The organism is Mesorhizobium sp. Mes31 (assembly GCF_024519675.1).
Taxonomy (GTDB): Bacteria; Pseudomonadota; Alphaproteobacteria; order Rhizobiales; family Rhizobiaceae; genus Mesorhizobium.
On the sequence record NZ_JALJRL010000001.1, the window covers coordinates 196,979 to 218,454 of the forward strand.

The following is a 21,476-nucleotide window of genomic DNA, read 5'->3' on the forward strand; positions in this document are numbered from 1 at the left end:
GCGACTGCAAAGACCGAAGTCCCGCCAATGGAGAGGACTGACATGAAAACGATACTTCGAAACGCAACGCTCGCGGCGGCCATCCTTGGCAGTGCCGGCATGGCCGCGGCCAGCTCGATCCCCGGCATGCACGGGCACGATCACACCGGCATCACGGTTCCCGACATGAAGCAGGCGGTCGACTTCTTCACCGACGTGGTCGGCTGCAAGAAAGCGATGTCGTTCGGCCCGTTCGCCGACGACAAGGGCACGTTCATGCAGGATCTGCTGGGCGTGGACCCCAAGGCGGTGATCCAAGAGATCACCATGGTCCGCTGCGGCTACGGTTCGAACATCGAACTGTTCAAATACACCGCACCGGACCAGAAGGACTTGCAAGCCCGCAACAGCGACATCGGCGGCTTCCACATCGCCTTCTATGTCGACGATGTCGCCGCCGCAAAGGCGTATCTCGACGCCAAGGGCGTGAAGACCCGATTGGGACCGCTACCGGTCAAGGAGGGGCCCGCCGCCGGCCAGACCATTCTCTATTTCCAGGCACCCTGGGGCCTGCAACTGGAAGCGATCAGCTATCCGACCGGCATGGCTTACGAGAAAGGCGCCGAGACCGTGTTGTGGAGCCCAAAGAACCCGGAAAAATGATCTGACGGCGCACTTGCATGGCGAAACGCAAGCGCGCCTTCGCCATTGTCCGGATAATCGTTTCGATATGAAACTTTAAGCTTGAAATAATTTGCCGCCGGCGCGATACTTAAGATAAGCAAAGCGAAGAGGAGATCGCACAGATGAAGGTTGCGGTTCTCGGCGGCGGACCAGCCGGCCTCTACTTTGCCATCTCGATGAAGCTCAGGGACGCCGCGCATGATGTGACGGTGTTCGAGCGCAACCGCGCCGATGACACGTTCGGCTGGGGCGTCGTGCTGTCGGCCGAGACACTCGAAAACCTGTCGAAGAACGATCCGGTCAGCGCCGTCTGGATCAAGAAGCACTTCGCCTACTGGGACGACATCGCCGTCATCCATGATGGCGTGCGCACGGTTTCGACCGGCCACGGCTTCTGCGGCATCGGCCGCAAGCGGCTGCTCATCCTGCTGCAGCGCCGCGCACGCGAACTCGGCGTCAAGCTGATGTTCGAGACCGACATCGCCGACCCCAAGCCTTATATGGAGACGCATGATCTGGTCGTCGCCGCCGACGGGCTGAACTCCAGGGCGCGCAACACCTTCGTCGACATCTTCAAGCCCGATATCGACACCCGCAAGTGCAAGTTCGTCTGGCTCGGCACCAAGCAGAAGTTCGACGACGCCTTCACCTTCATCTTCGAGAAGACCGAGCATGGCTGGGTGTGGGCGCACGCCTACCAGTTCGACAGCGACACCGCGACGTTTATCGTCGAGTGCAGCGAACAGACATGGCAGGCTTTCGGCTTCGGCTCGATGTCGCAGCAGGAATCGATCGCCACCTGCGAGCGCATCTTCGCCAGGCATCTTGGCGGACACGCGCTGATGACCAATGCCAACCACATCCGTGGCTCGGCCTGGATCAATTTTCCGCGCGTGCTGTGCGAGCGCTGGTCCTACAAGAACCTGGCGCTGATGGGCGATGCCGCGGCATCGGCGCATTTCTCGATCGGCTCCGGCACCAAGCTGGCGCTGGAAAGTGCTGTGGCGTTGGCCGACTATGTCGAGTCCGAACCGGACCTCGACGCCGCATTCCGCAAATATGAGGATGCCCGCCGCACCGAGGTGCTGAAGCTGCAGTCGGCGGCGCGCAATTCGCTCGAATGGTTCGAGGAGGTCGAGCGCTATCTCGGCCTCGATCCGGTGCAGTTCAACTATTCGCTGCTGACCCGCTCGCAGCGCATCAGCCACGAGAATCTGCGGCTGCGCGACGCCGAATGGCTGGGTGGCGCCGAGGAATGGTTCCAGCGCCAGGCAGGCGCCGCCGCCAACAACCTTCGCCGCGCCCCGATGTTCGCGCCGTTCAAGCTGCGCGACATGAGGCTCGAGAACCGGATCGTCGTCTCCCCGATGGCGCAGTACAAGGCCGTCGACGGCTGTCCGACCGATTGGCATTTCACGCACTATGCCGAGCGCGCCAAGGGTGGTGCCGGGCTGGTCTATATCGAGATGACCTGTGTCAGCCCCGAAGGCCGCATCACGCCCGGCTGCCCCGGATTCTATGCGCCCGAACATGAAGTGGCGTGGAAGCGGCTGGTCGATTTCGTCCACACCGAGACCGAAGCCAAGATCTGCGCGCAGATCGGCCATTCCGGCGCCAAGGGCTCGACGCGGCTCGGCTGGGAAGGCACCGACGTGCCGCTGACATCCGGCAACTGGCCTGTGATGGCGGCGTCGCCCGTGGCGTGGTCGCCGCAGAACCAGGTGCCGAAGGCGATGGACCGCGCCGACATGGACAGGGTACGCGACGAATTTGTGGCCTCGGCCGAGATGGCCGATCGCTGCGGCTTCGACATGCTCGAGATCCATGCCGCGCACGGCTATCTCCTGTCGTCCTTCATCACGCCGGTCACCAACCGGCGCACGGACGCGTATGGCGGTTCGCTGGAAAACCGCATGCGCTATCCCCTCGAGATCTTCCGCGCGGTGCGCGCCGCCTGGCCGGCGGAGAAGCCGATCTCGATGCGCATTTCGGCCAATGACTGGGTCGGCATCGAAGGCGTGACGCCAGCCGACGCGGTCGAGATCGCGCGGCTGCTGCATGAGGCCGGCGTCGACATTTGCGACGTCTCGGCCGGCCAGACCTCCGCGCTGGCGAAACCAGTCTATGGCCGCATGTTCCAGACGCCGTTTTCCGACCGCATCCGCAACGAGGTCGGCATGGCGACGATGGCGGTCGGCAACATCTACGAACCGGACCATGTCAATTCGATCCTGATGGCCGGCCGCGCCGACCTCGTCGCATTGGCAAGGCCACATCTTGCCGATCCCTACTGGACGCTGCATGCGGCGGTCACGCTCGGCGATCGCGGCGTCAAATGGCCCGACCCCTATCTGCCTGGCCGCGACCAGCTCTACAGGTTGGCCGAGCGTGATGCGGCCGCAGGGCTGAAAGTATGACGGCCGCGACAGCGATCGCCGGCAAGCATGCGCTCGTCACCGGCGGTGGCTCCGGCCTCGGCCGGGCAATCGCGCTGGCGTTGGCAGAGGCTGGCATCGACGTCACCATCTGCGGGCGCCGGGAAGCGGAACTCGCCAAGGTGGCCGGCGAAAATGACCGCATCTTCGCCATCGCCGCCGATGTCACCAATGAGGCGGCAATGACGTCCCTTTACGAGACGGCCGAAGCCGCGCGTGGGCCGTTCGACATCGTCGTCGCCAATGCCGGCATGGCCGGCAGCACGGCGGCGCACAAGACCTCCCTTGCCGATTGGCAGCGCACGCTCGACGTCAATTTGACCGGCGCCTTCCTGACGGTGAAGCCGGCGCTGGCCGGCATGGCGGGGCGAAAGGCGGGCCGGATCGTCTTCATCGCCTCGACCGCCGGACTGAAAGGCTACGCCTACGTCGCGCCTTATGTCGCCGCCAAGCATGGCGTCGTCGGCCTGATGCGGGCGCTGGCGGCCGAAACGGCGAAGTCAGGCGTGACCGTCAACGCGGTATGCCCGGGCTTCGTGGAAACCGAAATGCTGGAGGCGTCCATCCAGCGTATCATCGAAAAGACCGGACGCTCGGTCGAGCAGGCACGGTCGAGCCTTGCCTCGACCAATCCGCAAGGCCGCTTCATCCAGCCGCAAGAGGTTGCCGCCGCCGTCCTTTGGCTGTGTGGCGATGGGGCGGCGTCGATCACCGGACAGACGATTTCCATTTCAGGAGGCGAAACATGGTAGCCGGCCCGCTGCCCGCGCCGTCAGGACCCGGCAAGGACCGCTTGCGTCTGTGGATCAGGCTGCTGCGTGCCTCGCGCACGATCGAGGCCGAGCTGCGCGAGCGGCTGAAAAAGGAATTCAACACGACGCTGCCGCGCTTCGATGTGATGGCCGCGCTCTATCGGGCGCCGGAAGGCATGCTGATGAGCGACCTGTCGCGCTTCCTGCTGGTGTCCAACGGCAATGTCACCGGCATCGTCGACCGGCTGGTCTCGGAAGGGCTGGTCGCCCGCGCCCGACGCAATGGCGACCGCCGCACCTCGATGGTGCGGCTGACCGAGGAAGGCTCGCGAACCTTCGCCACCATCGCCGCGGTGCATGAGGGCTGGATCGGAGAATTGCTGGGCAAGGTCAGCGAGGACGACGCGCGCCGGTTGACCGGCATGCTGACCTCTTTCCGCAGCAACTGGGAGGGACGCGAATGACCGCAATGGCCGGGCTCAAGCCGAAGCATTTCCTGTGGCAGGTCGAGGGCAGGATCGCAAAGGTCCGGCTCGACCGGCCGGAGCGCAAGAACCCGCTGACCTTCGACAGCTATGCCGAGCTGCGCGATACGTTCCGCGACCTCGTCTATGCCGACGATGTCGACGCCGTGGTGTTCCTGTCCAATGGCGGCAATTTCTGCTCAGGCGGCGATGTCCACGACATCATCGGCCCGCTGGTCAAGATGGACATGAAGGAGCTCCTCGCCTTCACCCGCATGACCGGCGATTTCGTCAAGGCGATGCTCAATTGCGGCAAGCCGATCATTGCGGCTGTCGATGGTGTTGCGGTCGGCGCCGGCGCCATCATCGCCATGAGTTCCGACATCCGCATCGCCACGCCGGAAGCCAAGACGGCGTTCCTGTTCACGCGCGTCGGCCTTGCCGGCTGCGACATGGGCGCCTGCGCGATCCTGCCGCGCATCATCGGCCAGGGCCGCACCGCCGAACTGCTCTACACCGGCCGCACGATGACGGCGGCGGAAGGCGAGCGCTGGGGATTCTACAACCGGCTGGTCGACGCCGCTTCCCTCGAGGCCGACGCGCTCGACATGGCGGCGCGCATCGTCTCCGGCCCGACCTTCGCCCACGGCATCACCAAGACGCAGCTCAACCAGGAATGGTCGATGGGTCTCGACCAGGCGATCGAGGCGGAAGCGCAGGCGCAAGCGATCTGCATGCAGACGCGCGATTTCGAGCGCGCCTACAAGGCATTCGTGGCCAAGGAAAAGCCGGCGTTCGAGGGCAATTGATGGCTGACAAGAGTTTCCTCTCCTGGCCGTTCTTCGAGGACCGCCATCGCCAGCTGGCCGAGCGGCTGGAGGCATGGTGCGCAAAGAACCTGCCGGTCGACCATCACGATGTCGATGCCGCCTGCCGCGCGTTGGTGAGCAAGCTCGGCAGGGACGGCTGGCTGAAGCCGACGGCCATCGACACCGACAATCCGGGCCCACTCGACGTGCGTACGCTGTGCATCACGCGCGAGACGCTCGCCCGCCATGATGGGCTGGCCGATTTCGCCTTCGCCATGCAGGGGCTTGGCACCGGCGCGCTCAGCCTGTTCGGCACGCCCGAGCAACAGCAATGGCTGGCGAAGACGCGCGCCGGCAAGGCGATTTCCGCTTTCGCCCTGTCGGAACCACGCTCGGGGTCGGATGTCGCCAACACCGAGATGACGGCGACCCGCGATGGCGACAGCTATGTTCTGTCCGGCGAGAAGACCTGGATCTCCAATGGCGGCATCGCCGACCTCTACGTCGTCTTTGCGCGCACCGGCGAGGCGCCGGGCGCCAAGGGGCTCTCCGCCTTCCTCGTGCCTGGCGACGCCAGGGGTCTCGGCATCGCCGAACGGCTTGAAGTGATCGCGCCGCATCCCTTGGCGCGCCTGTCGTTCGATCAGGTCCGCCTGCCAGCCTCGGCGTTGATCGGCAGGCCGGGCGACGGTTTCCGCATCGCCATGTCGGTGCTCGATGTATTCCGCTCGACCGTCGGTGCGGCAGCACTCGGCTTTGCCCGCCGGGCGCTGGATGAAAGCATCAAGCGGGTGGCCGAGCGCAAACTGTTCGGCGCGCCGATGGCCGAACTGCAGATGGTGCAGGGCCATATCGCCGATATGGCGCTCGACGTCGATGCGGCGGCCCTTTTGGTCTACCGCGCCGCCTGGACCAAGGACATGGGTGCGGCGCGGGTCACCCGCGAAGCGGCTATGGCCAAGCTGTTCGCCACCGACAAGGCGCAGGAGGTGATCGACAAGGCGGTGCAGCTGCACGGTGGCGACGGTGTTCGCAAAGGCCATATCGTCGAAAGCCTGTATCGCGAGGTCCGCGCGCTGCGCATCTACGAGGGCGCCTCGGACGTGCAGAAAGTGGTGATCGCGCGGCAAGTGATGGGCGCGGCGTGACGGCAGGAAATTTGACGGGCATTCGATTTTGAGACTTGATTTTTAGGATACCGGGAGGCTTGAAATGCACACGATCCTGCAGCCGGAAGGCTGGGCGAAGCCGGTCGGCTATGCCAATGGCGTCGCCGCGCGTGGGCAACTGGTCTTCGTCGGCGGACAGGTCGGCTGGAACGGGCAATGCCAGTTCGAAACCGACGACTTTGTCGGCCAGGTGCGGCAGACGCTGGAGAACATCGTGGCGGTGCTGGCCGAGGCCGGTGCGGAGCCGCGGCACATCACCTCGATGACCTGGTATTTTACCGACAAGGCCGAATACCTCGCCAATCTCAGGGGTATCGGCGAGGCCTATCGCGAGGTGATCGGCCGGCATTTTCCGGCGATGGCCGCCATGCAGGTGATGGCATTGGTCGAGGACCGCGCCAAGGTGGAGATCCAGGCCACCGCCGTTATCCCGGAATAACGAATTCGTTGTTCAGGAATAACCAATCGCCGGAATAATTGTCCGTCCGGAATAATCTATTCGCGAAGCCCAGCTTGCCTCAGCAGCGGCAGCACGTGGTCGCAGAAATAGGGCAGCTCCTGCGTGTAGTTGACGAAGGACAGCGCGATGCCCTGATAGCCATGCCCGGCAATGGCGACCATTTCGGCCGCGATCGTTTCCGGCGTTCCGATCAGCGGGTACGTGCCGGCGCCGCCAGCAAAGCGCTGCCGGTAGCGCTCGTAGGCATGCGGGTCGTGCGACTGCGAGAATTCCTTCTTGCCCGCCATATGGGCATCGACCGCGTCGTGGTCGGCCATATCAACGGCATAGCGCGTGTAATAGGCCTGCGCCTCTTCCATCGTCGGGCGGCAGACGACATGCGCCACGGTGTAGACGCCGACATCTCGGCCCACTCTGTCGGCCCGCTCGCTGATATCGGCGACATGCTTGCCGGCGTCGCTCATTTCGGAAAATGTCGTGAACAGATAGTCGCATCTGGCGGCGGCGAAATCGCGACCCGGCCCGCCGAACGCCGCATTCATGGTCACTGGTCGCGGGACTTGCAGACTGGCCGGCCGGCTCACCGCTTCCTTGAGGCGATAATAGGTGCCTTCATAGTCGAGGGGCTCGGCGGACGCATAAAGCCTTTCGAGGATTTCGATCCATTCGGCCGCCTGGTCGTAGCCCTTCTCGACCAGCGGCGTGCCGAACATGCCGAATTCCTTGGGGTTCCAGCCGCAGACGATGTTGAGCCCGGCGCGGCCCTGGCTGATGTGGTCGACCGTCGCCAGCGCCTTGGCTGCATAGAGCGGATGCACGAGCGGCACGTGCACGGTCATGAACAGGCCGATCTGTTCGGTGGCCACGGCAAGGGCTGCTGCCCAGGTGAAGGTCTCGAACGACCATTCGCGCACCTTGTTGCGGCCGCCGAAACCGCGCCAACGCGCGATCGGCAGCATGAACTCCAGGCCGGCGCGGTCGGCGATCTGGGCCGCCGTCAGATTGTCCCGCCAGCTTGCCGTCCAGCGTTCCGGCACGTCGGTGATGGCAAGGCCACCATCCGCATTGGTCGAAAAGACGCCAAGCTTCAGTTTGTTGGAGCCGTGCAGGGGATGTGGTTTCTTCATGTCGCGACCTCTCGGCGGGAGATGGCACGCTACGGCTCCGTGAAAATATTTCAAGCATGAAATAGCTTCGCCTCGCCATCGTTTGCGGATATGGAATTGGGCAGGACGAGAAAGGGGATCGGCATGAGCGAGTTCCGCCAGAAATGCACCGGCAAGACGCGCCTCATCGGTTCGTTTGCCGCCATTCCTCATCCCGTCGCGGTCGAAGTGATGGCGCAGTCCGGCCTCGATTTCCTCTGCATCGACTGGGAGCATGCCCAGATCTCGCGCGACATGATCGAGAGCATGGTCCGGGCGGCAGACGTCCATCGCGTTCCGGCGATGGTGCGCGTTCCCAGCCATGCGCCGGAAGCAATCCAGGCGGCGCTGGACAGCGGGGCGCAGGGCGTGCTGATCCCGCGCGTCTCGACCGCTGCCCAGGCCGAAGCAGCCGTGAAAGCCTCGCGCTATCCGCCACTGGGCGAGCGCGGCGTCGGCCCCGGCCGAGCCGCAGGCTACGGCTATCGCATTCCCGAATATCTTGCCGATGCCAACGACAGGATCGTCGTGGCGATACAGGTCGAGACATCAGAGGGGCTGGCCAACATCGAAGCGATCGCCGCCGTCGACGGCGTCGACGTGATCTTCGTCGGTCCCGGCGACCTTTCGGTGTCGATCGATGCGATTGGCCCGAAAGGCGCCGACAGGCTGAATGCGGCGATCAGGACGATCATCGGCGCGACGACCGCGCACGACAAGACCGCCGGCATATTTTGCGCCAGCCCGCAGCCTGTCGGGCAATGGGCAGCCATCGGCGCCAGCTTCTTCATCCTGGCCAGCGACACGATGTTTCTCGGCGCCGGTGCTGCGGCCAACTGTGCCGCAGCACGCGACGAATTGGCGTGAGACGAGCGCAGCTGACACAAAAATGCGTATCGGCCGGGCAACATGCCGGCCAAACTTTTTAAGCTTAAAACTTTTGCCTTGAAAAGTGTCGTGGTTTGGATAAGCATTCCAAAGTCGATGGCGCCTGCCGTGCCGGACGGGCTTGCCGGCCAGTCCATCGTGGTGCTCCGGGTGGGTTCAAAGGGTTCAGTCCTTGTCGTTCATGCTGCCCCAATCATCGTCCAGTGCGCGCTATGCTTTCGATGGCGTGCGCGCTCAAATCCGTGATCTGCACACCGAGAACATCGCCAACCTTGCCGTGCGTGCGCGCGAACTCGGCGACGTGATCGCGCTCTGGTATGGCGAAGGCGACATGGTCACGCCGGCCTTCATCCGCGACGCTGCCAAGGCAGCCTTCGATGACGGCCTCACCTTCTACGTGCCCAACATGCGTGGCCATGGGCCTCTGAATGAAGCGCTGTCGGAGTATCAGACGCGCCTGCACGGCCGACCGATTCCCATCGCGCGCACCACCGTCACGCCGGGCGGCATGCAGGCCTTGTACCTGGCGCTCGAGCTGCTGGTCGATACCGGCACCAATGTCGTCTATGTCGCGCCGCAATGGCCCAACATCCACAACGCCATCCACCTGATCGGTGGTGAGCCGCGGCCGTTTTCGCTCGACTTCAAGGGCGACTGGCATCTCGACCTCGACCGGCTGTTCGCGACCTGCGACGCGCGCACGCGGGCGATCTTCCTGTCGACGCCCTCCAACCCGACCGGCTGGACCGCGTCGCGCCAGGAGATGCAGGCCCTGCTCGACTTCAGCCGGCGCACTGGCATCTGGATCATTTCCGACGAGGTCTATGGCCGGCTCTATTTCGACGGCGACGTTGCCCCCTCCATCCTGCAGATCGCCGAGGACGGCGACCGGGTGCTGTCGGTCAACAGCTTCTCCAAGGCCTGGGCGATGACAGGCTGGCGCATTGGCTGGCTGACGCATCCATCCGGGGTGGCCGACCAGCTCGGCGCCATGACCCAGTATATCAACAGCGGCACGGCGGCTCCGATCCAGGCCGGCGCTGTTGCGGCCATCCGCCAGGGCGAACCGCTGGTCGAGGAGATCAGGCAGCGGATCAGGACCGGCCTCGACCTCGCCTATATCAGGCTGGGACAGATTCCGGGCATCATCCTGCCGGCGAAACCGCGTGGCGGCATGTATGCCTTCTTTGCCTTGGAAGGCGAAAGTGATGCCCGGCAGGCCTGCGCCAAGATCCTGGAGACGGCGCGTGTCGGGCTGGCGCCTGGCCATCTGTTCGGAAGTTCGGCAACGGCCTTCCTGCGGATGTGCGTCTGCCGTGAACGCGACCAGATAGCGACCGCGCTCGACCGCATGGTCGCTGCCATGAATTGACGCCCTGCCGGAGGTGGGGCGGCAAAAAACCGTGCGGGGCCAACCCGCCCGATCAACAACAGAGGGAACACAAATGAGCTTCACTCGCCGCAATCTGCTTCTTCTCGCTGCCGCCATCGGCATCGCCGCCGGCCCCGCCACCGCCTATGCCGCCGACGTGCTGAATGTCGGCGCCTACCCGACCAATCCGCCCTTCGAGTACAAGAACGAGAGCGGCACCTTCGAGGGCTTTGAGGTCGACATCGTCAACGAAGCGGCCAAGCGCGTCGGCATGACCACCGATATCGCCGATCTCGGCTTCCAGGCGCTGTTCGCCGCCACCACGTCGAAGCGCATCGACGTGGCCATTTCGTCGATCACCATCACGCCGGAGCGGCTGAAGTCGCAATCGTTCACGCAGCCCTACTATGATTCCGACATGGGCATCGCCACCAAGACCGACAGCCCGATCAAGGCCGAGGCTGACCTCAAGGGCAAGATCGTCGGCGTGCTGTCCGGATCGACCGGCGAAACCTGGGTCAAGGCGCATCAGGAGGCTGACGGCTTCAGTGACGTGAAGGGCTATGACACGCAGCAGAACCTGCTGCTCGACCTCAGCGCCGGCCGCGTCGATGCCGCCGTCAGCGACATTCCGGGCATGCAGTATTCCTTCACCAAGATGAAGGACCTGACGGTCAAGGAGCGCATCAAGACCGGCGAACAGTACGGCCTGATGATGACCAAGGACCACCCGCTGCTCGGCAAGCTGAACGACGCCCTGACCGCGATGAAGAAAGACGGCACGCTGGCCGCGATCCACAAGAAGTGGTTCGGCAGCGACGCCCCCGCCGACTCTTCGACGGTCAAGGAAATGCCGCTGCCGAAGGCCTGAGCGGCAATGCACTGAAATCGTGCCGGCTTTCCAGGCCGGCACGATTCATTTGATGCCCTGGCGCCAGCTTCCGCGCAAACCGTCTCGCCATCGGCGAGGCCGAGAATTTAACTGAGCACCCTTTGCTCTGGCGTCACGGGACGCAAAACGGTTCGGGAACGCTCCCATGTCGCTGCTGGACACCTTCTTCAACCCCGATGTCATCATGTCCAGCCTGCCGGCGCTGCTGCGCGGCTTCCTGAACACGCTGCTGCTCGGGCTGCTCAGCATCGGCATCGGCATCCCCATCGGGCTGGTGATCAGCCTGCTGCGGCTCTACGCGCCGAAGCCGCTGCGGTGGCTCGCGATCGGCTACACCGACATCTTCCGCGCTTTGCCGGTGCTGGTCGTGCTGATCCTGATCTACTATGCGCTGCCCTTCCTCGGCATACGCCTGTCGTCCTGGGCCTCGGCGGTGACGGCGTTTGCCATCATCATGTCGGCCTATTCGAGCGAAGTGTTCCGTTCCGGCATCGAAAGCATTCCGCGCGGCCAGTTCGAGGCGGCGCAGGCGCTTGGCCTGCCGTTCCTGCTGACCTTGCGCAAGGTGGTGCTGCCGCAGGCGGTCCGCGTGGTCATCCCGCCGATGACCAGCAATTGCGTCTCGATGTTCAAGGATACCTCGCTCGCCTCCACCGTGGCGCTGCCGGAACTCCTGAAGGAAGCGACCAACGCGCAGTCGCTTTACGCCAACCCCTCGCCGCTGATCGGCGCAGCCCTTGTCTATCTCATCTTCCTCTGGCCGATGGTCCGCCTCGTCAGCCTGCTCGAGCGCCGCTTCAAGACCGAGAAGACACGCTGACCTCGCCAACTGATCCCAACCGCCAAGTCCTTCGCAGGAGCATACCCGTGAACAAGCATCAAACCGACAAAGCGAACGCCACCGCGTTCCCCGTCGACACCATCCGCGCCATGTTTCCCGCCTTGCAGCGGGCCGGCGACTTCATCTTCCTGGACAACGCCGCCGGTGCGCAGATCCCGCAGAGCGTGCTCGACGCGGTAACCAACCATCTGGTCGCGCACAATGTGCAGCGCGGCGGCCGCTACGGCCGCAGTGTCGCTGTCGACCAGGCGGTCGCCGATGCGCGCGCGAGCGTGGCATTGCTGATCAATGCCGCCAGTCCCTCGGAAATCTGCTTCGGCATGAACGCCACCTCGTTCATCCGCCTGGTCAGCCTCGGCATCGGCCAGATGCTTCAGGAGCGCGACGAGATCGTCATCACCGACATGGATCATGACGCCAACATCGCGACATGGCTGGCACTGGAGCAGGCCGGTGCCAAGTTCAAATGGTGGCGGATGCGCGACGACGGCAACCTGCATGTCGACGATCTGCGCCCGCTGGTTTCCGATCGCACCCGTCTCGTTGCCTGCACGGTGACGGCGCATTCGATCGGCTCGATCGTCGACGTCGCCTCGGTGGCCGAAATCGCGCATGCGGCCGGTGCGGAAGTGTTCCTCGATTGCGTGCATTACGGGCCGCACGGGCTGATCGACGTGCAGGCCTGGGACTGCGACTATCTCGTCTGCTCCGGCTACAAGAACTTCTCGCCGCATATGGGCTTCCTGTGGGGCCGCTTCGAAACGCTGAAGCGGCTGCCGACCTTCCGCGAGGATTTCATCCCCGACGAGCCGCCCTACAAGGTCGAGGCCGGCACCTTCATCTACGAGAATGTCGCGGGCATGGATGCCGCCGTGCAGTATCTGGAACTGATCGGCCGCAACCTTGCGCCATCCAACAACCGCTCGCGGCGCGAAAACATCGTCGCCGGCATGGGCGCCATCCGCGACTATGAGCTGCTGCTGGCGCGCGAGATGCTCGCCGTGCTGAAAGGTTGCGGGGCGACCATCTATGGCGTCGCCGACGAAGCCCGCATCAATGAGCGCGTACCGACCTTCTGCTTCAACATCGGCAGGCTGTCACCGCAACGGATCGTCGAGGAAATGGCCGAAATGCAGATCGGCATCCGCGATGGCCACATGTACGCGCCGCGGCTGATGAAGCGTCTCAACCTCTCGATGGACAGCGGCGCCATCCGCGCGTCGCTGGTCCATTACAACACGGTGGAGGAGGTCCGACGGTTCGGCGAAGCGCTGCGCGCCATCATCGCCAAGTTGTCCTGAAATGGCTGGTCCCGGCGACTCCGCTCCGAGCGCCAATGACGCGACACCTCTTGTTGTGCTCAGTGAACCCACACCAGAGGACATCGTCGCGCTCGAGGATAGCCTCTACGGCTTCAACGTCGCCGCCACCGGCGTCGATGACGGTCGCTATTTGTCGATCTTCCTGAAGAGGAACGACGGGACGATCTACGCCGGCCTCCACGGGCATAGTTGGGCGGGCGTGTGCGAAATCAAGACGCTATGGATCGCCGACAGCGAGCGCGGCAAGGGCCTTGGCTCGCGCCTCCTCGCTGCCGCTGAACAGGAAGCGCGGCTGCGCGGATGCCATGTCATCCATCTCTCGTCCTTCACCTTTCAGGCGCCGGAGTTCTACGAGAAGCATGGATTCCAGCGGCTCACGCAACTCGAGGACTTCCCGCGCGGCCACGCCAATGTCTTGCTCGTAAAAACGCTGGCGCCCGCCGCGCCCGCCTAGAGCCTGTTCCATCCCGATGGAATCGGGATGGGGCTCTATCTCTTTGTTTGAGCATGATCTTTCCCGAAAACCGGATTCCACTTTTCGGGATCATGCTCTAGTTTGCCTTGTCGGAAGACCGTGACAGCCGGAGTCAGGCGGCAGCCTTCTTCTTCGCCAGTCTCGCCTTGATCGAGGCAATGTCGGCGCGCGGCGTCGCCGCGAACAGCGTCCTGGTGTAGCTGTGCTTGGGATCGGCGAAGACCTCCTCGCGCGAGCCGTATTCGACCGCCTCGCCGAAATACATCACCATCACATCATCGGCGATATAGCGCACCACGGACAGGTCGTGGCTGATGAAGACGTAGGTCAGCTGGAACTCGTCCTGCAGGTCGGCAAGCAGGTTGAGCACCTGCGCCTGCACCGAAAGATCGAGCGCGGAGACGGGCTCGTCCAGCACCAGCAGGCTCGGGTTGAGCATCAGCGCGCGGGCAATGGCGATGCGCTGGCGCTGGCCGCCCGAGAACATGTGCGGGTATCGGTTGTAGTGCTCGGGTCCGAGGCCGACCTTCTTCAGCATCTTCATGGCGAGGTCGCGCCGTTCCTCGGCCGGCTTGTTGGTGTTGATGAGCAGTGGCTCACCCAACACGTCGCCGATCTTCTGGCGCGGATTGAGCGATCCGTAGGGGTTCTGGAAGACGATCTGCACCTTGCGGCGCATCTCCTTGGTCAATCCGTTCCTGGCGATGTCGACCTTGTTGCCGTCGATGAACAGCTCACCCGACGTCGCCGGATCGATCAGCGTGATGATGCGGGCAAGCGTCGACTTGCCGCAACCGCTTTCACCGACGATGGCCAGCGTCTTGCCCTTGTCGACGCTGAACGAAACGCCCTTGACCGCATGCACCGTGCGCTGGCCGCGAAACAGGCCGCCACCAATATGGTAGTCGCGCACGATGTTCTTGCCTTCGACGACCTTGATGCTCATGCGGCGGCTCCCGAGGGCGCCGGCTCGAACAGCATGTCGGACACGGTCGGCAGCCGGTCGCCGACGGCATTCTCCGGCAGCGCCGACAAAAGCGCGCGGGTGTAGTTGCTCTTCGGCGATTCGAACAGAGACAGCACGTCGGCCTCTTCCATCTTGCGGCCCTTGTACTGGACGATGACGCGGTCGGCGGTCTCGGCCACCACGCCCATATTGTGGGTGATCATGATCAGGCCCATGCCGTATTTGGCCTGCAGAGAGACCAGGAGATCGAGGATCTGCTTCTGGATGGTGACATCGAGCGCCGTCGTCGGCTCGTCGGCAATCAGCAGCTTCGGATTGCAGGCGATGGCGATGGCGATCATGACGCGCTGGCACTGGCCGCCCGACATCTGGTGCGGGAACGAATTCAGCCGCTCGGCCGGCTCGGCAATGCCGACCTGCGTCAGGAGTTCGATGGCGCGCGCCCGGCGCTGTGCACCATCCATGCCCATATGGAAGCGCAGAACCTCTTCAATCTGGAAGCCGACGGTGAAGCAGGGATTGAGGCTGGCCATCGGCTCCTGGAAGATCATCGATATGTCCTTGCCGATGATCTTGCGGCGCTCGGCCGGGCTCAGCTTCAGAAGCTCGCGGCCATTGAAGCTCATGCGGTCGGCGGTGACCTTGGCGGTCCATGGCAAAAGGCCCATCACCGCCAGCATCGAGACCGACTTGCCGGAGCCGGATTCGCCGACGATGGCCAGCACTTCGCGCTCGTCGACATGCAGCGAAACACCATCGACCGCCCGGAACGGACCAGACGCGGTCTGGAATTCGACGACGAGATTCTGGATCTCGAGCAGCGCCATCACGACCTCCTCAGTTTCGGATCGAGCGCGTCGCGCAGACCGTCGCCGATCAGATTGATGGCAAGCACGGTGATCAGGATCGCAAGGCCGGGGAAGGTCACCACCCACCAGGCGCGCAGGATGAATTCGCGCGCCGAAGCGAGCATCGTGCCCCATTCGGGCGTCGGCGGTTGGGCGCCGAGGCCGAGGAAGCCGAGAGCGGCCGCTTCGAGAATGGCGTTGGAGAATGACAAGGTGCCCTGGACGATCAGCGGTCCCAGGCAATTCGGCAGGATGGTGCGAAGCATCAGCCTGATATGGCCGGCGCCGGCGACCTTCGCCGCCACGACATATTCGCGGCTCTTCTCCGCCATCACGGCGGCGCGCACCAGCCGTGCGAAATGCGGCTGCAGGACGAGCGCGATGGCCAGCATCGCATTGAACAGGCCGGGGCCAAGAATGGTGACCAGGACGAGCGCCAGGAGCAGCGACGGGAACGCCAGGATGAGGTCCATCAAGCGCATGATCGCCACGTCGACCCAGCCGCGGAAATAGCCGGCCAGCAGACCGAGCGTGATGCCGCCGGTGAGCGCCAGCGTGACCACGACCGCGCCGATGAGCAGCGAAAAGCGCGCGCCGAAGAGCAGGCGCGAAAGGATGTCGCGACCGACAGGATCGGTGCCGAGGAGATATTGCGCGCTGCCGCCGGCCTGCCAGGCTGGCGGTCTCAGAAACGCGGTCTTGTCCTGAATATCGGGCGCATAGGGCGCCAGCAGCGGCGCAAACAAAGCCGCCAGCACCAGCAGGATGAAGACGAACAGGCCGATCACGGCGCCGCGGTTGACGGAAAAATAGTGCCAGAAGGTCCTGAACCCGGTCAGGCGGTCAGGATTGCCGGCGGCGAGCGCGGTGACTTCGGTCGACTGGCTCATCACGCGGCCCGTATGCGCGGGTTGATGACGGCGTAGAGCACGTCGACGATGAGGTTCACGGCCATGACGATGAGGGCGATCAAAAGCAGACCTGACTGCACGACGACATAGTCGCGCTTGAAGATGGAATCGACCATCCACTTGCCGATGCCCGGCCAGGCGAAGATGGTTTCGGTGAGGATGGCGCCGGCGAGCAGCGTGCCGATCTGCAGGCCGATTGTGGTGACCACCGGGATGAGCGCATTGCGCAACGCATGCAGACCGACCACCCGCGCCGGCGACAGGCCCTTGGCGCGCGCCGTGCGCACATAGTCCTCGCCCAGGACTTCCAGCATGGCCGAACGCGTCTGGCGGGCGATCACCGCCAGCGGGATGGTGCCGAGCACGATCGCCGGCAGGACCAGGTGGCTCAACGCCGAGCGGAAGGCATCCCACTTGCCATAGAGCAGGGTATCAATGGTCATGAAGCCGGTGATCGGCTTGAAGAAGAACTGCAGGCCGATGCGGCCCGAAACCGGTGTCCAGCCGAGATAGCCGGAGAAGAAGATGATCAGCAGCAGGCCCCACCAGAAGATCGGCATGGAATAGCCGACGAGCGCCGTGCCCATCAGCGACTGGTCGAACCAGGAACCGCGCTTGACCGCCGCGAAGATGCCCGCCGGGATGCCGAGCACCATGGCGAAAATCATGGCGAAGAACGACAGTTCCATTGTTGCCGGAAAGAGGGTCTTGAACTCTTCCATCACCGGGCGCTTGGACGAGATCGAGACGCCGAAATCACCGGTCGCGACCTCACCGACATAGCGGGCATATTGCTGCCAGATCGGCAGATTGTAGCCGAACTGCTGCTTGAGCTCCTCGTAGCGCGCCGGCGCCACGCCGTGTTCACCGGCCATGGCAAGGATGGGATCGCCTGGCAGCAGCCTGACGAAGGCGAAGGCACAGATAGTGATGCCGACAAGCGTCGGAATCAAAAGTGCAATTCTGTGAAGAATATATTTGAGCATGGCGAAGGGGGCGGCGCTCTAGAGCGCCGCCCCACTCAATATCTTATTCAGCTTTGTCGACGCCGTCGAAGCGGTGAATGCCGAGCGGGTCCATCATGAAACCGCTGACATTCTTGCGCACGACCGCGTAGACTTGGCTATGTGCCAGCAGGAAGGCCGGAGCCTGCTTCTGGAAGACCACCTGCGCCTGTTCGTAGAGCTTGGTGCGCTCGCCCTGGTCGCTGGTCTTCTTGGCCTTCTGGATCAGGTCCTCGAAGTCCTTGTCGCACCAGCTCGAGTAGTTCGAGACGCCGATAGCGGAGCAGGCGAACAGCGTGGCGAAGAAGTTGTCCGGATCGCCATTGTCGCCGGTCCAGCCAATCTGGAAGGCGCCTGGACGATCCTTCTTCTTGCCCTCCGAGCGATACTTGGTCCACTCGTAGTTGACGATCTCGGCCTTGACGCCGACCTTGGCCCAGTCGGCCTGGATCAGTTCGGCGGCACGCTGGAAGTTCGGGTTGTAAGGACGAACGCGATCGGAAGCCCAGAGCTGGATTTCCGTGAGCCCGGCAGCGGCCAGCACCTTCTTGGCGGCTTCCGGATCATAGGCGTCGGACTTCACATCCTTGTTCCACGACCACATGGTCGGCGGGATCAGGTTTTCGGCCGGCGTGGCGCCGGCATCCTGGAACAGCGACTTGATCAGCGATTCCCGGTCGATGGCCTGGTTGAGCGCATGGCGCACCTCAGGCTTGTCGAGTGGCGGGATGGTGGTGTTGTAGCTCATGTAGCCGATGTTCAGGCCGGCCTGATCCATCAGCGTCACGTCCTGGTTGGCCTTGATCGTGCCGATGTCGGCAGGGTTCGGATAGGGCGCGATATCGCATTCGCCGGCGAGCACCTTCTGGATGCGGGCGGTCGCGTCAGGGGTGATGGCGAAGACGAGATCGTCGATCTTCTCCTTGCCCTTGAAATAGTCCGGGTTGGCCGCATAGCGGATGACCGAATCCAGCTGGTAGTCGACGAACTGGAACGGACCGGTGCCGATCGGCTTGGTGGAGAAATCGGCCATCTTGCCGGACTTCTCCAGCTGGTCGGCATATTCCTTCGACACGATAGAGGCGAAGTCCATGCCGAGATTGGCCAGCATCGGCGCATTCGGCTCGGTCAGCGTCAGCTTGACGGTCAGGTCGTCGACCTTTTCCCACTTGGCGACGTATTTCGGCATGTCCATGCCGGTGTAGTAGTCCCAGGTCAGGTTGGGCAGATACTTGTCACCGTTCCACGGATTGGCCTTGTTGAACTGACGATCGAAAGAGAAGACCACGTCATCCGCATTGAGGTCGCGGGTCGGCTTGAAGAAATCGGTGGTCTGGAACTTCACGCCCGGATGCAGGTGGAAGGTATAGACCAGGCCGTCGTCGGAGATTTCCCACTTGTCGGCAAGGCCGGGCTCGACCTCGGTACCGCCATGCTTGAATTCGACCAGGCGCGAATAGACGGTACGCGACGAGGCATCGAAGTCGTTGCCGCCGGTCGTCGTACCTGGATCAAAATTGGCAGGCGACGCTTCCGAGCAATAGACAAGCGTCTTTGCATTGGCCATGCCGCCCAGGACGCTTGCGGCCAGCAACGCGGCCGCAAAAGCGAGTTTCTTTTTCATTGAGCACTCCCTGATGTTCTTCCAAGCCCCTCTATCAGGCTCGCGAAGCGCGCATATAAGCACCGTTTTTCCGGCTTTGGAACACCCCGTTTGCTTACCCCGCGGGAAGCAGGAAAAAAATCCGCCATTTTGCCAAATGGCAGAAAAAATTAGCAGTTTTTTCCATTCACGCTATTATTAACAACCGCATTTTTTTATTGATCGCCAATCTGGCGATATTGATAGCGCGCGTGCCTTCGCTCGGCCGCGAATACGGGAAGAGCCCGGTTCGAAGTGGCGGCGGCGGGAAAGATTTTCGGCGGCAAATCTTTCCCGCCCTGCCGCAGGGGCAAGACTTGCACGGCCGCCAATAGAGGCAATACATAGAAGATATCCAGGCAGCAGCGGAGGATGTCCCTGATCAATTCAGGGGCGAGCGCGGCGCGGACGAACAGAACGATCCAGGGAGGAACGGGTGGCAAAAACAGCAAAGAAGGCAGCGCCGGCAAAGGCACCGGCCAAGGCGGCCTCGAAACCGGCCGCCGGCCCTGACCGACAGGGGGCGCCCGCCACCAAAGCTGCGACCGCGAAGGCAAAAGCGAAGCCGGCAACGAAATCGTCCCCGGTAAAGACGGCAGCCAAGACCACCCCGACAAAGACCGCGTCGCCAAAGGCGGCTCCGGCGAAGGCTGCGGCTTCGAAAGCCGCGCCGGCCGCGAAGCCCGTCGCAACTGCCGCCAAGAGACTGCCGAAGGCGCTGACCGCGCTCGCCGCCGGGCTGCCGGAAAAGCCGTGGCTCAAGAGCTATCCGAAGAACATGCCGGCCGAAATCGGCGTCCTGCCCTACAGTTCCATCGGCGACTTCCTGGTCGCCACCTGCAAGCAGTTTTCCGCCCAGCCCGCTTTCACCTGCATGGACAAGTCCATCAGCTACTCCGATATCGAGCGGCTGTCGGCGGCCTTCGGCGCTTATCTGCAGTCGAAAGGGTTGCAGAAAGGCGCGCGCGTCGCCCTGATGATGCCGAACGTGCTGCAATATCCCGTGGCGATGATGGCCATCCTGCGCGCGGGATACACCGTGGTGAACGTCAACCCGCTCTACACACCGCGCGAACTCGAACATCAGCTCAAGGATTCTGGCGCGCAGGCCATCGTCATTCTGGAGAACTTCGCCAGCACCTTGCAGGCCGTGATCGCCAGGACCGCGGTCAAGCATGTCGTCGTCGCGGCGATGGGCGACATGCTTGGCGGCCTGAAGGGGACCATCGTCAACCTCGTCGTGCGCCGCGTGAAGAAGATGGTGCCGGCATGGTCGCTGCCCGGCCATGTCAAGTTCAACGCGGCCGTGAAGGCCGGTGCCGGCCTGCGTTTCACCCCAGCCATTGTGGCGGCCGGCGATGTCGCCTTCCTGCAATATACCGGCGGCACCACGGGGATTTCGAAAGGCGCGGTGCTGCTGCACAGCAACGTGCTGGCCAATGTCGTGCAGAACGCGCTGTGGCTGGAGGACGCCTATTCCCACAAGCCGAAGCCGGCGCATCCGAACTTCATCTGCGCGCTGCCGCTCTATCATATCTTCGCGCTGACGGTGAACGCGCTGATGGGCATGCAGCAAGGCGCCCGCAACGTGCTCATTCCCAATCCGCGCGACATCCCGGGTTTCGTCAAGGAACTGGCAAAATATCCGGTCCACATCTTTCCGGGTCTCAACACGCTGTTCAACGCGCTGCTCAACAACGAGGATTTCCGCAAGCTCGACTTCAAGCCGCTGATCCTGACGCTGGGCGGCGGCATGGCGGTGCAGAAGGGCGTCGCCGAACGCTGGAAGTCGCTGACCGGCTGCCCGGTCACCGAAGGCTATGGCCTCTCGGAAACTTCGCCGGTGGCCACCGCCAACAAGTTCAGCGCCAGCGATTTCACCGGCACGATCGGCCTGCCGCTGCCGTCGACGGAGATCGCCATTCGCGACGACGACGGCAACAACCTTCCGCTCGGCGAGGTCGGCGAGATCTGCATCAGGGGACCTCAAGTGATGGCGGGGTACTGGAACCGGCCGGACGAGACCGCCAAGGTGATGACCAAGGACGGCTATTTCAAATCCGGCGACATGGGCTTCATGGACGAGCGCGGCTACACCAAGATCGTCGACCGCAAGAAGGACATGATCCTCGTCTCGGGCTTCAACGTCTATCCGAACGAACTCGAGGAAGTCGTCGCCCAGCATCCGGGCGTGCTCGAAGTCGCGGCGGTCGGCGTGCCGGACGAACATTCGGGCGAAGTGCCGAAGCTGTTTGTCGTCAAGAAGGATCCGGCGCTGACCGCCGAGGCGCTGACCGCCTATTGCCGCGAGAACCTGACCGGCTACAAGCGGCCCAAATACATCGAATTCAGGACCGAGTTGCCGAAGACGCCGGTCGGCAAGATCCTGCGGCGGGCGCTACGGGAATAGGCAGGAT

The 21,476-nt window shown here is 63.4% G+C and carries 20 protein-coding genes; 14 read left to right on the plus strand and 6 right to left on the minus strand.

What is annotated here, in order from left to right:
- The first annotated feature begins 42 nt into the window (after nucleotides 1-42).
- The 7 genes from NR193_RS00900 (at nucleotide 43) to NR193_RS00930 (ending at nucleotide 6,731) form a co-directional block, all read left to right on the plus strand.
- Complete coding sequence (locus tag NR193_RS00900; protein WP_256749015.1) at nucleotides 43-642, plus strand: VOC family protein; 600 nt, start codon at nucleotides 43-45, stop codon at nucleotides 640-642.
- Nucleotides 643-785: 143 nt separating this feature from the next.
- Nucleotides 786-3,080, plus strand: a complete 2,295-nt coding sequence (locus tag NR193_RS00905) for a bifunctional salicylyl-CoA 5-hydroxylase/oxidoreductase (RefSeq protein ID WP_256749016.1) — start codon at nucleotides 786-788, stop codon at nucleotides 3,078-3,080.
- Nucleotides 3,077-3,850, plus strand: a complete 774-nt coding sequence (locus NR193_RS00910) for an SDR family NAD(P)-dependent oxidoreductase (RefSeq protein ID WP_256749017.1) — start codon at nucleotides 3,077-3,079, stop codon at nucleotides 3,848-3,850. Before NR193_RS00905 ends, NR193_RS00910 begins: the two co-directional genes overlap by 4 nt.
- The gene (locus NR193_RS00915; protein ID WP_256749018.1) at nucleotides 3,844-4,314 is read left to right on the plus strand and encodes a MarR family winged helix-turn-helix transcriptional regulator; all 471 of its coding nucleotides are present in this window, start codon (nucleotides 3,844-3,846) and stop codon (nucleotides 4,312-4,314) included. The genes NR193_RS00910 and NR193_RS00915 overlap by 7 nt, the downstream gene beginning before the upstream one ends.
- Nucleotides 4,311-5,123, plus strand: coding sequence for an enoyl-CoA hydratase family protein (locus NR193_RS00920; protein WP_256749019.1), 813 nt, complete (start codon nucleotides 4,311-4,313; stop codon nucleotides 5,121-5,123). The genes NR193_RS00915 and NR193_RS00920 overlap by 4 nt, the downstream gene beginning before the upstream one ends.
- Entirely contained in the window at nucleotides 5,123-6,271 is a 1,149-nt protein-coding gene (locus NR193_RS00925; protein ID WP_256749020.1) for an acyl-CoA dehydrogenase family protein, read from the plus strand. Before NR193_RS00920 ends, NR193_RS00925 begins: the two co-directional genes overlap by 1 nt.
- Before the next feature lie 64 nt (nucleotides 6,272-6,335).
- A complete protein-coding gene (locus tag NR193_RS00930) occupies nucleotides 6,336-6,731 on the plus strand; it encodes a RidA family protein (protein WP_256749021.1) in 396 nt (131 codons plus the stop codon).
- A gap of 56 nt (nucleotides 6,732-6,787) precedes the next feature.
- Here NR193_RS00930 and NR193_RS00935 read toward each other — a convergent pair whose 3' ends face one another.
- Complete coding sequence (locus NR193_RS00935; RefSeq protein WP_256749022.1) at nucleotides 6,788-7,879, minus strand: LLM class flavin-dependent oxidoreductase; 1,092 nt, start codon at nucleotides 7,877-7,879, stop codon at nucleotides 6,788-6,790.
- A 123-nt stretch (nucleotides 7,880-8,002) separates the two neighbouring features.
- Here NR193_RS00935 and NR193_RS00940 point away from each other — a divergent pair, with 123 nt between their 5' ends.
- From NR193_RS00940 to NR193_RS00965, 6 genes are all read left to right on the plus strand, one after another.
- The gene (locus NR193_RS00940; RefSeq protein WP_256749023.1) at nucleotides 8,003-8,764 is read left to right on the plus strand and encodes an HpcH/HpaI aldolase/citrate lyase family protein; all 762 of its coding nucleotides are present in this window, start codon (nucleotides 8,003-8,005) and stop codon (nucleotides 8,762-8,764) included.
- Nucleotides 8,765-8,966: 202 nt separating this feature from the next.
- The gene (locus NR193_RS00945; RefSeq protein WP_256749324.1) at nucleotides 8,967-10,157 is read left to right on the plus strand and encodes a pyridoxal phosphate-dependent aminotransferase; all 1,191 of its coding nucleotides are present in this window, start codon (nucleotides 8,967-8,969) and stop codon (nucleotides 10,155-10,157) included.
- A gap of 73 nt (nucleotides 10,158-10,230) precedes the next feature.
- Nucleotides 10,231-11,028, plus strand: a complete 798-nt coding sequence (locus tag NR193_RS00950) for an ABC transporter substrate-binding protein (protein ID WP_091584467.1) — start codon at nucleotides 10,231-10,233, stop codon at nucleotides 11,026-11,028.
- Between the two features lie 166 nt (nucleotides 11,029-11,194).
- Nucleotides 11,195-11,869: an amino acid ABC transporter permease gene (locus NR193_RS00955; protein ID WP_256749024.1), complete on the plus strand. Its 675-nt coding sequence runs from the start codon at nucleotides 11,195-11,197 to the stop codon at nucleotides 11,867-11,869.
- 47 nt (nucleotides 11,870-11,916) lie between these two features.
- The gene (locus NR193_RS00960; protein WP_256749025.1) at nucleotides 11,917-13,191 is read left to right on the plus strand and encodes a cysteine desulfurase-like protein; all 1,275 of its coding nucleotides are present in this window, start codon (nucleotides 11,917-11,919) and stop codon (nucleotides 13,189-13,191) included.
- 1 nt (nucleotide 13,192) lies between these two features.
- Nucleotides 13,193-13,666, plus strand: coding sequence for a GNAT family N-acetyltransferase (locus NR193_RS00965; RefSeq protein ID WP_256749026.1), 474 nt, complete (start codon nucleotides 13,193-13,195; stop codon nucleotides 13,664-13,666).
- 133 nt (nucleotides 13,667-13,799) lie between these two features.
- Here NR193_RS00965 and NR193_RS00970 read toward each other — a convergent pair whose 3' ends face one another.
- Genes NR193_RS00970 through NR193_RS00990 form a run of 5 tightly spaced genes read right to left on the minus strand, consistent with a single transcriptional unit; the run spans nucleotide 13,800 to nucleotide 19,041 of the window.
- Nucleotides 13,800-14,633, minus strand: coding sequence for a dipeptide ABC transporter ATP-binding protein (locus NR193_RS00970; RefSeq protein ID WP_091584458.1), 834 nt, complete (start codon nucleotides 14,631-14,633; stop codon nucleotides 13,800-13,802).
- A complete protein-coding gene (locus tag NR193_RS00975; protein ID WP_256749027.1) occupies nucleotides 14,630-15,481 on the minus strand; it encodes an ABC transporter ATP-binding protein in 852 nt (283 codons plus the stop codon). The genes NR193_RS00970 and NR193_RS00975 overlap by 4 nt, the downstream gene beginning before the upstream one ends.
- Nucleotides 15,481-16,392: an ABC transporter permease subunit gene (locus NR193_RS00980; RefSeq protein ID WP_256749028.1), complete on the minus strand. Its 912-nt coding sequence runs from the start codon at nucleotides 16,390-16,392 to the stop codon at nucleotides 15,481-15,483. The genes NR193_RS00975 and NR193_RS00980 overlap by 1 nt, the downstream gene beginning before the upstream one ends.
- On the minus strand, nucleotides 16,392-17,399 hold the full coding sequence (locus tag NR193_RS00985) for an ABC transporter permease subunit (RefSeq protein ID WP_256749029.1): 1,008 nt from the start codon (nucleotides 17,397-17,399) through the stop codon (nucleotides 16,392-16,394). Before NR193_RS00985 ends, NR193_RS00980 begins: the two co-directional genes overlap by 1 nt.
- Before the next feature lie 43 nt (nucleotides 17,400-17,442).
- Nucleotides 17,443-19,041, minus strand: coding sequence for an ABC transporter substrate-binding protein (locus NR193_RS00990; RefSeq protein WP_256749030.1), 1,599 nt, complete (start codon nucleotides 19,039-19,041; stop codon nucleotides 17,443-17,445).
- A 454-nt stretch (nucleotides 19,042-19,495) separates the two neighbouring features.
- Between NR193_RS00990 and NR193_RS00995 the strand changes: the two genes are divergently transcribed.
- On the plus strand, nucleotides 19,496-21,469 hold the full coding sequence (locus tag NR193_RS00995; protein ID WP_256749031.1) for a long-chain fatty acid--CoA ligase: 1,974 nt from the start codon (nucleotides 19,496-19,498) through the stop codon (nucleotides 21,467-21,469).
- The last annotated feature ends 7 nt before the right edge of the window (nucleotides 21,470-21,476 follow it).